We start from the raw sequence: 13,487 nt of genomic DNA on the forward strand, positions 1-13,487 counted from the left end.
GGGCCGCTCGCTAAATAAGATGATTAGCGGTAGGACACGGCGTACTTCGCAGCACCAATGAACTGACCTGCAACCGCACCACCATTCAGCTGGGCGGTGTACACCAAGCCATCCTTCAGCAACACGTCACCAGTTACAGAGCTCAGCAGATTGCCGGAATTAATCGCGGCAGAACCACCGGTGTTGTTGGTGTGGTCAAGCTTGACCCATGCATCGGTGGCATTACCTGAGAGGTTGCGCAGACCTTGAGGGGTGAACTCGGAGCCAGCCCAACCAACAGTAACCATGTTCGTTTGAGTTAGCGCAGCGCAGGCATTCGCAGTCGCATCAGTAGGCTTCAGTGCAAATCCAACGGAGGAACCTTGAGTGGAGAGCGCTACAGTACCCAACTCAACGGTTGCTCCCATCGCGCCACCGAATTCTGGGGTCAGATCACAAGTAGTCGAGCTGACAGCGCCCAAAAAGTGGACTTCGTTGGCAGCGTGAGCGGTACCGGCCATACAACCCAGAGCAATCAGAGTACAAGCAAAAATCTTCTTCATATTCACCTCGATAAAGTTTGTTATTCACCAGAATTCGGGCGGCCATTTCATGACTCGCCCTAGCGACAGCGAGGCAATAATGCATTTTAAATACGCGAAAAAAGTGTCATATCCTGCAGCCCCATGTCACATATCGTGGTGTTTTTGCTCTATTTTTTTAGTCATCTCTTCTGCGGACTGCAATGAAATAATGATAATGAGATGTATTTATCTGCATGCGACTTAATCATCTCTACTGNNCAGTAGAGATGATTAAGTCGAAGAGATATCTTACGGATTGACTATCTACTTACGTCTAGGCGGACTTGCCGAAAACCAAAGGGGAAGAGCGTTCGAGGGATAATAACTGTGGCTAAAAAATCATGTGCTTGTGCGGAATTTAAAGCCGACATAGCGGTGTTAAAGCCACTATGCCGGGCGCTTTAGTCCAAGCCAAGGGTATCAATAGTAGGCCACTGTCACCCGGGCTAAGCCAGGCTTACTTTTGATCGTGGCAAGCTGAATACTCTTGTAACGTGAGCGAAGGGTGCCCATCTTCATGAGCGATACTATGTTGTACTTCTCAACTTCTACCCCTGTCACCACGTTGTTCAGACAAGATAGTGTAACCACACTTTCAGAATGGCCTGTATTGCATAAAGGACGGACAACCGAGCCCACAAACATGAGTTTTCTTTCAGCTGAACTATTCTCATTTGCTAATGTTGCACAACTTAATAATGTACAAAAAATAAATGTAACCGATGTGCTCCGCATCATGATCCACCTCCTTGTTGTACTTCTAGTGTAGTAAAAATATTGATTCATCGGACTTTTACTTACACGGCGCGCCAATTGGGAGCGTTTTTATTCAACTGCCTCATGCCTTCTTCAATTCGCATTGAGCTACACGCATACAGCAGATATTGCGACAGCCAATGAAGCGAGTTGATACAGTTTGATTACTGTTAGCTTTGGACTTGTCGGCTCCTCGAGTACAGTTTGATACCTGTCACCGAACTGCCACGTGGCATGAGCGCGGATCTGCTAGTCAGCGCCTAACTATCCTGACTGATTACCGCCTGCTGCATCCAGTTCATTGCACAGTGTCGAGGGCAAGAGGCACGCAACATTTCCACTAACCAGAAGGGAGGACCATGGGTCATTGGTGGACAACCATGTCATTGTTGGCACATCAGCGAATGGTCGGACGTACCTGCGAACTCGGAAATGATGAACTGGCGTTATATGTCTGGTTCCAATGCCGATAGAACGTGGAACAGTAAAGCCAATTTTTGCTAGAAAGGAAATCCGCTCCATGGCATACCGTGACGGCGCAGGAAAGCAGACGCACGCGGCGCCGGACAACGTCATGATGAGCTCGGGGGAATAAAGTCGATGAGTGATTCAAACTGAGCAGCATTGCTCGCATGGGGGAAGTCGAGAGCCTGTACAATACGCATAAAAAATCCGAAACCCATCAACAGGTTTCGGATTTTCACACATCAGAAGGCGCGGTCAATGGCTCCTTAACTGATCAGCATTCCCCCTCGGGGGCTTGCTAGTCTCCACTATTATGATGTCGGGCAGGTTGCAGGCGAGCCATTGCCTCGGGGCCAGAGGGTGGCAGCATTGCTCGCAGAGAGCGGCAGGAACGTGACGCCTTCGCTCATGTTGACAGGGGGCAGGTCATCCTCCAGCACATACATCCCCATCGGCAGGCTGCCATAGCGCTGGTTTGCCTGCACCTGAGCGACCGCGAGGCTTGAGTAACGCAGGCCGAGCAGATCGAAGTGATTGCGCCAGTCCCAGCCGGTGAGCCGACTTAGGGCAACCAGCATAAAGTCATTGCCCGGTATGTCGCGTACCCATTTGCCGCCATAGATCGCATGTCCCGAGTAGGGGAACAGGCTAAAGCCGAGCGTATCCTTGTTGGCATTCCACTGCGCTTCACTGTCGGCTGCCGCGCCAAAGATCCGTGAATGCTGATAGAGCAGAGTGAAGATAGTGAAGCCATCGTTCAGCCGGGTGCCATCAGTCAGGATCATACCGTGGGCGCGTAATGCCATCTGGATATAAAAAGCCATGCGATAGCCGTTATGGACCGCGTAGGCATTGCTCTTCCAGGGGGCTTCGTAGCGACTCTCGCCGGTATCGAGCACCTTGCAGTTGGCCCCGAGCACGATGCGACGGCCACTCTTGTCCCGTACCTGCGCGGCATCAGACATGAACACATAGAAGAGATCCTTGTGATTCATGTGTCCATCCTTGATGGGTGCCGTGTTGCCATCACGCTGATAGTGGGCACGCCACTTCACCACATAAGGGAAGATGTTGTTGGAGTTTTCTCCCGCCCGGCTCCCGTAGCCACTCCAGTTGTCGGCATCACCTGCCGCAGCGTACTGCACATTTAACCGGTTGGTCTGCAGGTTGTGGCCCAGCTCGTGATTATCGAGCCAGCCGGTCGGGCTGATATTGCCGGAAGAGTCCCACGGGTTGCCGCTGCAACCGCTGCCGCAATGGGCATTCTGGTCATAGTTGGCATGCTGGATGATGGTGCGGGTATGGAGAGATTCATCGAAACAACCCTCCCCCAGCAGTGCCACGCAGGCGTTTTTAACATCCGCAGGCAGTGACTCATCGAGCCCCTTGCCCTGAATCTTCAGGCCCGCCAGAGTGTAGACGCCATTGATGTGATCCCTAGCGATGCTGTCGAGCAGGGCATTGGTGTCGGGGATGACGCCACCCACCGCCTTGGTGAAGCGATCCCGGCGCAGGTGCTGCTCGGCGCTATCAGCCCGCAGATCGATATGGGGAAGCTCGGTTTGCTCCAGCCGCTCGTTGAACTCGCGGATCTGCTGCTCATCACTGAAATCCATGATGGCCGGATGACGGGTGACGCCTGTGGCGCTCACCTGGACGGCCAGCGACGCGGCACCCCCTTCCAGATAGAGGTAGATAGGGCCGCCATAGGGAGAGGTGAAAGTGACGCTGCCACCCTTTGCCAAGGTCAACCGCCCGGTGGTTAGCTCCAGCGGGGCCCGATAGACCTTCTGCTCATAGGCGCGATTGGTGTTGGGCCTGTGGTAGTTGAGCCGGACGGTGGCTGACACATCGGCGTTATCGGTACGTCTCAGGGTGATGATTTGTCCCGGCAGGGCATACCAGCCGGTGGTGGTCCACTGCCCACTGTAGGGAACCGAAATGCGGCGGTTGTCGGCGAGCGTCGCGGGGTAGGCATAGTGAGCCGCTTGTTTCTTCACCACCTTGCTGCGATCGGTTACGTACTCCCCCAGATCGGGCTGGGCCGGGGTTCGGGTGCGGGCATAGCTCACCAGCCAGTCGGCAAACATCGCCTGCTGCCAGGATTGATGCTCATCCCAGGCAATGGGGTAGTCGATGGCTGCACGGTATTTGTCGGCCAGCAGCAGGGTGGCGGGCAGCAGTGTCACGCCATCACGGGCAAAAGGACTGATCCCGGCCTTATCGAGGGTGATGGCCGCATTTCTCAGCCAGTCGGCCCCCAGCTTGAACTGCTGGTTGAAGCTCTCCGACCCACTGCAATTGATAAAGTTGCCGCCGCAGCTATCGAGCCACTGGGTCGTGAAGTTGCGAGTCTGAAGGTTGCCAAGCAGGGTATCGACCGCCATCAGCTGGGCGTCGGGGGCCATGATGGTGTTCACTGCCAGATTGCTGGCTCTGAGTTTTGACCAGTAGTTGCCCCAAGTGACCAGCCCCATATCGAGATAGAGGGGGCTTAGCAGCGGGCTGGCATCACGCCGATAGTTGGAGAGCAGCAGCGGGATCCCGGCCGCTTTGGCCTTGGCGATCGCCTGTGCGATCCCCTGATAGCCCAGCCCTTGGCGGTCGATATCGCTGATCACGATAAGCTCCGGCGCCATAGTGTCTATACAGTCGCTCAGCGCCTGATAATCGCAGGCATTGGCAGGGTTGATGCTGTGCTTGTCGGGATAGATCGCCTTGAGCCAGTCCCGCACGCCTTCGTTATGGGGAAAATACCAGCTATCGGCACGGCTCGGCATCTGGGCGGTGAGGATGCGCAGGCCATCGCTATCCTTGCCCCGGGTCAGCCAGCCAATCAGGCCCTTGAGCAACGCCTCGCTCTGCGCAGTGCGGTCAACGGAAAACAGGTTCGCCCCCATGGCGGCCTGACGGTAATCGGCTTGCTCGGAGACAATCACCAGACCCCGGATCTCGCTCTCCCCCTTGCCATTGATGTTGGAGGGGAGCAGGGTCACCGTGCTCTCCGGCTGGAAGCTGGAAAAGGTGATGGAGTCGTGGCTCGGGTTCCAGCTGATCTGTGCCATCCCCTGATAGAGGCTGCGAACCAGCTCGGAGCGGTGCGCCTCACTGTCGACAATCGCCGAACGGGCATGAGCGATCAGGGATTGCTCGCTAGCAAGGGTGTGATCTTCACGGGCAATGGCATTGGCGGCATTGCTGATAAAGCGGGCCGAGATCTGACAATCGGCACGCATGGGCGCTGTGGTGTAGGTGTTACCCGTCAGTGTGCCCTCACACCCTGTAATCTGCGCCAGTACGAAGCCACTCTCGGGCTGCGCGGTGAAACGGCCCTGCTCACCCACGGTCAGGCGCAGGGCATCGGGGCTTAGTGCGCCCCCCTGAGAAGCTTGAGTGGTAGCGTTGAAATAGACGGCGGCACTCTCCTGCGTGAAGCTGGCCGAGACCTGGCAATCGCTGCGCATGGGGCCGGTGGTATAGGTGAGTCCTTCTAGAGTGCCATCACATCCGGTTATCTCTGTCAGGACGTAACCGCTGTCAGCCTGTACCGAGAATCGCCCCTGTTCACCCGCCGCCATCCGCAGGCTGGTGGGGTTCAATTGTCCGCCTGGGCTACTTTGGCTGGATGCCTCGAAATAGTGGGTGTCAGTAGGAGGGCGGGGATAAGTCTCATCTTGTTCGCCATCTCCTCCGCCACAGCCGGTGACCAGCAGAACTAATAATGGAGTAAGAACTATTTTTTTCATTTATAATATATCTCTAGAGTCTCAGTTTATTTAACAGCGATTCACTCTGATAATCAGATGTTGCTATTTAAAGACATTGAATTAGTTCTCTTAACCCTCCCTCTGTACAACTCCCGTGTGTACCCACTGACTGACTCAGCTGTAATCGTGGGCACAGAGCGAAACGTTCATTAATGCGTACAGGGGGCGAGTAACCCTTGAGTTGCGCGCAGAATGAGGCCAAAAATATCTTTGAGTATCAGGAGGTTACTGACAGCCTTAATCGATACCCCCCCATGCTTTGACCAGGCTCGACAAGCTCACGCCACATGAAATGTGGTTGCGCTATGATCTACGTCTATCGCCCAAAAACACGAGTCTCTTTTATAAGAGATAAAACTCATACCTTGCCACAATTATACTTATCGTTGGTTAAAGCCCCTCTAACTGCTGACACTATTCAGCATTTACGTTAAAGCAACAGCTCAGTAAATCTATAGCAAAGCCACATGACAAATAAGTGTCATTTAGTGAAGTTGGATATAGATTCATCTAGGTTATATATAATCAGTAGATATTGGTTATATGGATTGATATCTATCAACTGCGCTCTCACATGACTTCGACGCTCTGCAAATTCACGACATAGTCCGGTCGAAAAACGCACCAGCTTGTCTTGATGCTATTTCCTGCGCATGGGTCCTTAACGAGAGCTGATATTGCTAGGCGTGCCAAGCTTTGCCACCACTGTGTAGCAAACACCGGATTTTTGGGCTCACCGAGCCCAGCCTGCTGCATCCAGCACATGGCGTTGGGGTAATCGGGTTGGGTTGCCAAGCGTCTGGCCAGCTCGTATTGGGCTCGGTCATCCCCCTGCTTTGCAGCTTGAGATAACTAGACATCAGTGAGTGACGCAGTACATGCTAGCTGCCAACACCAGCCATAAGGCTCGATGAGTCATAGGGAAAATTCTTCATAGAGTGAACAGTGGCGGATAAGGTACTGCTGTATTGCGGGCTAATCCGTTATGCTACGCAGCCACCTGATGGGCATAAAACTGATGCGGCGCCTTCCCTGGCCATGAGCCTCGCCCGTCAGGTGGTTTCGGTGATCCTGATAGACCTTCTGCCACTTGGTATGCTCAGTCTGATCGCCTCTGGCCTGCCAGAAAGCACAGATGCTCTCAGCCAATTCTGCGGCCATAGCATTATCACCATCACGACGACAAATCAGATACTGGGCCAACCTGTTTTGGCATTGCTTCATTGAGACTTCTTCAATCACCTTCTGGGAGGGCCGATCTTACTTGATCGGCTGAGCATCAGTCTTGGGCTGTGCTGCGCGGTAAGCATCCATGATGGGCGCCCAAGCCATACCACTGGGGTGGGGTATTTGGTAGATCTGACCAAACTTGGCCCAAAACTCATCTATGGCATATGCTTGTTGAGTGGTACTCGTTTGTCATAAGTGTCATCGGTCACTTCTGTCGCCAACCCTCTGGCCAACAATATGTCCTGCTTGACCTTGGGGTTTCTTAAAAACACCTCGACATAGCCACCGCAAGCCAGGCCCAGCGCTATGTTGTTGCGCTGTTCTTCTCGCCATTTATCACCGACCTGCATTCGATAACCACGAGCCATCTGGGCAGCCAGATCCTTGGGCAAGTTCTGGGTGATACCTTAGCGTTTCTTATCATGGTAGGAGACCTCAATCCATGTGCTCAACGAAGCGGCCCTGCCGTTCTTCGAAGCTCACGAGGCGAGGGTCTATACCATCTTGTCAGATAATGGACGTGAGTTCTGCGGACATTCTGACCATCATCCCAACGAGCAGCACCGGAGGGAGGACGCTCTTGCACAACAGCCGCTCACTGCGGCACAGTCTGCGGCCTGCGGCCTGCGGCTTAATCATCGTTAATCGTGCTTTAGCACCAGACGGAGATTCGTACGATGAGCGCCCAGTTGCCCTCCGTGCTGCGTGTCGATGAACACATCGTGGCTATAAATTTGTGGCTGCTGGCCCCCAAGTCCAGTGACTCGGTATTCAGTACCCCCAGACAAGTCGGCGTAGCCCCCGAGGTATTGCGCCCAGAGCCGCATGGTTGCCCCCCCGATCGGTGCTGCAGAACCATTCGCGCTATCAGCCACAAATCGTAGCGTCCCAGTGTAGTCGAGGTCTGCAGTAACCGTTACGTCAAGCCCCCGCACTGAGTGTCCCCCTAGCGGGATAGCCCCAAACGTTATGGTACTCGGTACAAGTAGGGCTACGTCATTTTTTCGGGGGAGCGTCCCGGCCCCCTGGACTGAGGCTTTGAAGCGGTACAGCACCTGCCCTTGGTCCCTGTCCCGCAGGGTAGTTTCGCACGTCCCAGTCACATTCAATTGGAGTTCAGGGATAGAGCCGGATGGGTAGGTGACTTGAACCTTGCTGGGCAAGAGCCCCGCCCCCCGGAACAATTGCAAGTTTGTTTGCTGGTATACGAAGCCTGGCGTTGTTACGGGTGCGTTCCAAACGGTGGGCGGATGATGCTCCACAATGACCCCAGCGCCCGAAGGGCTACCGTCACTCAAAGAGCCTGAGCCGTACGAACTGTCGACAGGGCCTACCGCATCGCCCCATTGCACTCCATAATTGGTTCCCTGATTGTCCCACCGGCATGCGAACTCTATGGCGGTCCTGAGGGGGATACGGAGACCATGGATCTCGTAGAGCACGCCCGGAGGAGTACCACCCGGGTCGACTGATGCGACGTACGCAGTGCCAAGAGGATCTTCAAGGATAGACACCCTGTAAGAGCCTGGTACCGTATGAAAATCGACTACACCTATCATTAGAAAATACACCTATACCGACTTATGCTCGCCAGCTACCACACCACAGACGATACCTGTGGTGTGCGATGAACAAACTGAATGCCCTTGGTCTGCCGGTTAACTATCCCCTGGGCTGGGGAAGTTGTGGCCTAATGGCTGATTTGGGCCCCCCCCCTGCACCCCCTGAGGGTGCGATACACTAATCGTACATTTTAAATACGCGATGAAAGTGTCACATGCTGCAATCCCATGTCACATATCGTGGCGCTTGTGCTCTATTTTTTGAGTCGTTTTCTCTGCGGACAGCAGTACTGCAGATAATAGTAATTAGAGGCGTTGTTAATGGGATGGTTGCCCCTACCCCAAACGGCATCTGAAGTGCCAAAGTGGCGAATGTACGTTCCCACTGATGAGAGAGGCGACCACCATGAAGGCTACGACAATCGGCATAGATTTGGCAAAAGAGGTATTCCAGGTTCACGGGGTGGACGAGCACGGTAAGCGGTTGTTCAACAAGCAACTCAAGCGTTCACAAATAGCCTCCTTTTTTGCCAATATTCCACCCTGCTTGATCGGCATGGAGGCCTGTTCCTCTGCCCACTTCTGGGCCAATAAGCTGCAAGGGCTGGGACATACCGTCAAACTGATGGCTCCCCAGTTCGTCAAGCCCTATGTCAAAACTAACAAGCATGCTGCTGCTGATGCAGAAGCTATCTGCGAAGCCGTCACTCGACCCAATATGCGGTTTGTGCCTATCAAAAGTCCTGAGCAGCAAGCCGTTCTGGCACTTCATCGGAAGCCGCCAGGGATTCATCAAGCAGCGGACCGCACAAGCTAATCAGATCAGGGGATTATTAGCTGAATTTGGCATTGTTATGCCTATCGGGATCCACCAACTACTGCGACGGTTACCTGAGATCCTGGAGGACGCAGAGAACCAGTTACCCAGCCTATTTCGTGTTCAGCTGCGTTTGCTACAGAAACATATGGAGTATTTGTTTGATGTCGTGTCGACGCTCGACAAACAGATAGAGCAGTGCCGTCAGCAAAACGCGCTATGCCAGCGTATTGGTAAGATCCCGGGCATCGGCCCCATCACCGCCAGTGCGTTGATTGCGACCATCGGCAACGCCAACAATTTCGAGAATGGCAGACAACTTGCTGCTTGGCTTGACTTAGTGCCACGCCAGCATTCTAGCGGAGGTAAACAAGTGCTGCTTGAGATAAGCAAACGCAGAGACGCCCATTTGAGAACCTTGCTTATCCATGGCGCCAGGGCTGTCTTACAGTTCGTCAAACGTAAACAGGATACCGTATCGGGTTGGGCTGTATGGAGATGGTATTCACCTGACAGTTGCCCACAAAAGGGAGTGGTCATACGGCTTCAAACCGGTACCCCTACCGTGTTATCTGGAGTCACCATATGACCACCAACGAGAAAGTAGCACGTCGCAAACTCAGCCTGCTAGAGCTTGCCAAAGAGCTCAATAACGTCAGCAAAGCCTGTAAGCTCATTGGCTACAGCCGTCAACAGCTCTACGAAATTCGCCGTAATTATCAGACCTATGGCGCCGAGGGCTTGCTCGACAAATTGCCTGGCTGTAAAGGGGCTCATCCCAACCGGGTCGCTCCTGAGATTGAGCAGGCCATCCTCGATTACTCCCTCACCAGACCTACCCATGGCCCGCTGCGGGTCGTGCAAGAGCTGGCTTTGCAAAGTGTTGCGCCAGTTAGCATCACTCACTAAGCTCACTGATATTTCCCACTAACGCAGCATCGATATTGAGCCGCACCAGCCCCTGCTTGAGCGCCCAGGATATCGCCTGGTTTTTATTACTGGCTCCCAGCTTCTCGGCAATACGCTCCAGGTGAAAGGTCACCGTTCTAGGGGTAATACCCAGGATTTTGGCGATATCACTGACTTGCTTCCCCTCTGCCGCCCACTGGCAGACCTCCAGTTCCCGCAAGCTTAAAGGGTCACGAGGTAGCATGGCTGACGTACACACCCGTACGACAGCTTCGAAGACATGGCTTGATAACCAGCTCAGAAATGGGATCGCGCTAAGCCATCGATGTTCCGTGCGTGGTGTGCGTGTGATAAGAGAGAGCAACCCTACATGGCCGTTAGGTCCATGCCAAGGGATAGTGATGCCATCACGCAGCCCCGCCTCTTGGGCTAGCATCATGACCTCCAATCCAGCTGCATCCTGTTCGCAACACTCAGTGATGAGATTGGCCCACAAGATTGGCGTGCTATAGACCATGCCTTTACGCACAACCGGATCGACAGTCAGAAAGTCACGTTCGTTATAAACCTGAACCCAGTCAGCAGGACAGCCATTGAAGATCCGTACGTCAGGGCGCTGTATCGAGCTAGGTGAAATGAACCCCAAACGAAAATGATCAAATCCCATCTGCTGGCAGAGGGAGTGGAGTAAGCACATGATGGACTGTTCGTCAGCGGCGGTATGGCATTGAGATATCAGGGTCAGCGCATCGGTCGTATTGAGAAAATAAAGTGAGGAAGAGGTCAATCGCTCGGCTTAACAGGGCGGAAACACGCTAAATATTGTTAAGTATTAATCGAGTGAAAACATATCCAATCATGAAATGATAAAGCTCAAAATGAGTGGTTCATCAAATCAGTTCCCTTTACCAAGGCGCTTGGTTCACTTCGATAGGTAAGCGATCGATACGAGCAGGATCAATCGTCGATGCTGCGTTGATGTCGGGCGACTAATTGACACCAAGGACGGCAGAGCAGGTCTCGCCACGTAAGGGGGGCGTTGAGGTTCCAGGAACTCGCGAGCTGCTGATGGGGTTGCTGGTGTTCGTCAAGCCAGTAGGGGAAAATCTGCAGCACCCGCAGTAGATATTGCTGCCCACCCTTGCTGGGTACTCGTTGCTCATCGAACACCACGATCCCGGACAACGCTCGAACCCTGGCAAAATCGCGTTCTATGGACCAAGACGAAACACCAAATACATCTGCTGCTTCACGGGCACTGATTGCTCGTTGTTGGTCATGTAGCCAATGTGCTACTTACAAGTAACGCGGCAAAGGTGGCTTCGGATCGATTGACATATCATTCCGTCATAATGCTGGTGATGGGTAGACACATTGGACTACCCATTGAGCGATTAGTTCAGAGAATGGCAATAAACACCCAGGCTAGCTACTTGTCAGCAAGGCTTGGGCTTCATCGCGTATCGCACAATATCGCTGCGTGAGGAGGGAGCGCTTTTCAACTCGCCAACCGCCATATTTTGCTAACCAGCGCCTGGGGCGACGTGGATCCCAACTATCAATGGCTTCACGTAATCGCGCATCCAAATCGGTACGTTCTGCGTCTAAGTCTTTTATGGCGGGCATCAGGATCTGCTATGAGAAATTCGGTGGTGATCGTGGTGCGGCTACCGGAATCGAACTGGTGACCTACTGATTACAAGTCAGTTGCTCTACCTACTGAGCTAAGCCAGCATCAAGCGCATGCTAAAGGATGATTTGAATAGTGTCATTAGAGCTGACCTCAGTCATGCGACAGAACATTACCGAATATTCCTGGTTCGTAACGACGAGAGCTGGCATTAATTGAGCCACGGAGCGTGTAAACAGAAAGGCCACACCGTGAGGGCATGGCCTTGTCTATTTAGATAAGAAACTCGTCCAACTGACGACCTTGCTCGAGCTGCTCAGCCAGGAACTTGGGTGTACGGCCCTGACCGGTCCAGGTTTTCTCTACGCCATTTTCAACATAACGGTATTTCGGTGGACGAGGTGCTCGTTTCGCTTTAGCCGCAGTCGCTGCTGGGGCACTGCCTACCAACTCAGTCGGGTCAATACCAGCCTGAGCCAACATCGCTTGGAACTCAGCCAGCTTTTGCTGACGTTCTGCATTGGCGGCTTGCTCTTTCTCTGCGTGCTCCAGACGCTCCAGATAAATCGCTTCAATCTTCTCGTGGGCTTCTTGTATTTGCTCCAGCGACAACTCGCGCAGTGCTGCACGTAGACTGCGGATGTTCAACAGCACTTTCAGAAATTCACTCATAGATATCCTTTAATTAAATATGCAGGGATTGTTCTATAGCATACTAATGAGCACTGATGTGCTCAAGCATATTATCGAACTTGACTGCAACCGAAGTTGCGTTGTCCATCAACAACCTTCGTTCTTTGTTTACTCAGGTAAGCCATACGAAATAGAAATGCGCTGAAATTGTCATCTAAGTTTCGCGCTGAGTTACGGTCAAACCTGTATTGTGGATTTACAGGGAAGTTAACCAGCGTTGCATTATCAGGGTATGGGAGGTCCAACGCGCTGCACCACGCCTTCTGGATCCGAGTCCCCATGTTGTTGGCATCATAATCCCGATAATCTCCCAGGAAGGCATACACATCTTTGTTAAACAGCAGCATCAGGTGGTAATGAGGTGATGCCGATGACTCCTGCTCCCGACACCAGATAACGGTTGGTAATGACGGAGACCCACACCGTTTCTGACGGTAATGGTCTGCACGTAATTGGCTTTTCAGTGATTCCATAAAACGAGTGATCACTGATGAATCTGAACGCTGTAAACAAGTCAGCGTATCAGTATCATCTTCAGGCGACTCACTAGCAAAGCGCAGATCCACACGCAGAGCATAAACACGAGGATACCTAGCCAGGGTACCGGAAACAACATCTAAGCTACGCCTCAAATAAGTACTATTCATAGGGCCATAACTGTATGCGTATAAACTAGTAAGCGCTTTCATCTTCAATACTGAATTTTTTAAGTGATTCAACATAGGAGTCCCTACCTTGGTTAATAGACACAGGGGTATAGTTCTATTGGATTAAATAAATAGATATATTTTTTGCTTAAGCAAATACACCATGCTCTGGATGCTATCCATAGTGGTACATGCTTAGAGGCATGTAGTCTTCATGCTCCTCTCATCGTTAGATTGCATAGCGTATGCTGCTGAACGTTAGTAGTGTGCATGGCTATGTATGTATTGCTATATATAATACATATACCGCATCATGGCTTATCTAAATAAGCCCATACACTACTCAATCAAATTGACATATACACTGAAATATAAACATAGGGTTCCTAATTCAGATGCAATAATGATACGTCCATATATAAAAACACTCTTAAGTTACTTAAGGCGA

9 protein-coding genes, 1 tRNA gene and 4 pseudogenes are annotated in these 13,487 nt (G+C 52.4%); 4 read left to right on the forward strand and 10 right to left on the reverse strand.

Annotated features, from left to right (window positions below):
* Nucleotides 1–23: 23 nt before the first annotated feature.
* The 4 genes and pseudogenes from BN1135_RS22120 to BN1135_RS22425 form a co-directional block, all read right to left on the reverse strand.
* Nucleotides 24–542 (reverse strand): fimbrial protein, encoded by a 519-nt coding sequence (locus tag BN1135_RS22120; protein WP_042021001.1) that lies wholly within the window; start codon nt 540–542, stop codon nt 24–26.
* A gap of 441 nt (nt 543–983) precedes the next feature.
* Nucleotides 984–1,301 (reverse strand): hypothetical protein, encoded by a 318-nt coding sequence (locus BN1135_RS22125; RefSeq protein WP_139245099.1) that lies wholly within the window; start codon nt 1,299–1,301, stop codon nt 984–986.
* Nucleotides 1,302–2,095: 794 nt separating this feature from the next.
* Complete coding sequence (locus BN1135_RS10865; RefSeq protein WP_042021002.1) at nt 2,096–5,530, reverse strand: ImpA family metalloprotease; 3,435 nt, start codon at nt 5,528–5,530, stop codon at nt 2,096–2,098.
* 702 nt (nt 5,531–6,232) lie between these two features.
* A pseudogene (locus BN1135_RS22425) lies at nt 6,233–6,470 on the reverse strand (hypothetical protein); the annotation flags it as partial.
* A gap of 26 nt (nt 6,471–6,496) precedes the next feature.
* Here BN1135_RS22425 and BN1135_RS22130 point away from each other — a divergent pair.
* The gene (locus tag BN1135_RS22130) at nt 6,497–6,778 is read left to right on the forward strand and encodes a hypothetical protein (RefSeq protein WP_175479091.1); all 282 of its coding nucleotides are present in this window, start codon (nt 6,497–6,499) and stop codon (nt 6,776–6,778) included.
* A gap of 158 nt (nt 6,779–6,936) precedes the next feature.
* Here the strand turns inward: BN1135_RS22130 and BN1135_RS22430 are convergent, their stop codons facing one another.
* The gene (locus BN1135_RS22430; protein ID WP_223290121.1) at nt 6,937–7,173 is read right to left on the reverse strand and encodes a DUF2931 family protein; all 237 of its coding nucleotides are present in this window, start codon (nt 7,171–7,173) and stop codon (nt 6,937–6,939) included.
* A gap of 40 nt (nt 7,174–7,213) precedes the next feature.
* On the opposite strand from BN1135_RS22430, the pseudogene BN1135_RS22135 reads away from it, so the two are divergent.
* From BN1135_RS22135 to BN1135_RS10890, 3 pseudogenes are all read left to right on the forward strand, one after another.
* Nucleotides 7,214–7,339 (forward strand): annotated as a pseudogene (locus BN1135_RS22135) (IS481 family transposase); the annotation flags it as partial.
* A 1,410-nt stretch (nt 7,340–8,749) separates the two neighbouring features.
* Nucleotides 8,750–9,647: pseudogene (locus BN1135_RS10885) on the forward strand (IS110 family transposase); the annotation flags it as partial.
* A 98-nt stretch (nt 9,648–9,745) separates the two neighbouring features.
* A pseudogene (locus BN1135_RS10890) lies at nt 9,746–10,045 on the forward strand (helix-turn-helix domain-containing protein); the annotation flags it as partial.
* 13 nt (nt 10,046–10,058) lie between these two features.
* Here BN1135_RS10890 and BN1135_RS10895 read toward each other — a convergent pair.
* The 5 genes from BN1135_RS10895 to BN1135_RS10910 all read right to left on the reverse strand — a co-directional run bounded on the left by BN1135_RS10895 (nt 10,059) and on the right by BN1135_RS10910 (nt 13,114).
* Nucleotides 10,059–10,856: a LuxR family transcriptional regulator gene (locus BN1135_RS10895; protein ID WP_042021006.1), complete on the reverse strand. Its 798-nt coding sequence runs from the start codon at nt 10,854–10,856 to the stop codon at nt 10,059–10,061.
* Nucleotides 10,857–11,026: 170 nt separating this feature from the next.
* Nucleotides 11,027–11,254 carry a hypothetical protein gene (locus tag BN1135_RS22435; protein ID WP_223290122.1) on the reverse strand — a complete coding sequence of 76 codons (228 nt, stop codon included), beginning with the start codon at nt 11,252–11,254 and terminating at the stop codon, nt 11,027–11,029.
* Nucleotides 11,255–11,728: 474 nt separating this feature from the next.
* Nucleotides 11,729–11,803, reverse strand: a tRNA-Thr gene (locus BN1135_RS10900).
* Between the two features lie 169 nt (nt 11,804–11,972).
* Nucleotides 11,973–12,371, reverse strand: coding sequence for an H-NS family histone-like protein (locus BN1135_RS10905; protein WP_042021007.1), 399 nt, complete (start codon nt 12,369–12,371; stop codon nt 11,973–11,975).
* A 71-nt stretch (nt 12,372–12,442) separates the two neighbouring features.
* Nucleotides 12,443–13,114 carry an inovirus Gp2 family protein gene (locus tag BN1135_RS10910; RefSeq protein WP_071287612.1) on the reverse strand — a complete coding sequence of 224 codons (672 nt, stop codon included), beginning with the start codon at nt 13,112–13,114 and terminating at the stop codon, nt 12,443–12,445.
* Nucleotides 13,115–13,487 lie beyond the last annotated feature (373 nt).

This window comes from Aeromonas sobria, from assembly GCF_000820145.1.
In the GTDB taxonomy this organism is placed as follows: domain Bacteria; phylum Pseudomonadota; class Gammaproteobacteria; order Enterobacterales; family Aeromonadaceae; genus Aeromonas; species Aeromonas sobria.

Excerpts from the sequence above, each read along its gene's own strand:
- BN1135_RS22120 (WP_042021001.1), bottom strand. The coding sequence starts at position 542 with ATGAAGAAGATTTTTGCTTGTACTCTGATTGCTCTGGGTTGTATGGCC.
- BN1135_RS22125 (WP_139245099.1), bottom strand. The coding sequence starts at position 1,301 with ATGATGCGGAGCACATCGGTTACATTTATTTTTTGTACATTATTAAGT.
- BN1135_RS10865 (WP_042021002.1), bottom strand. The coding sequence starts at position 5,530 with ATGAAAAAAATAGTTCTTACTCCATTATTAGTTCTGCTGGTCACCGGC.
- BN1135_RS10905 (WP_042021007.1), bottom strand. The coding sequence starts at position 12,371 with ATGAGTGAATTTCTGAAAGTGCTGTTGAACATCCGCAGTCTACGTGCA.
- BN1135_RS10910 (WP_071287612.1), bottom strand. The coding sequence starts at position 13,114 with ATGTTGAATCACTTAAAAAATTCAGTATTGAAGATGAAAGCGCTTACT.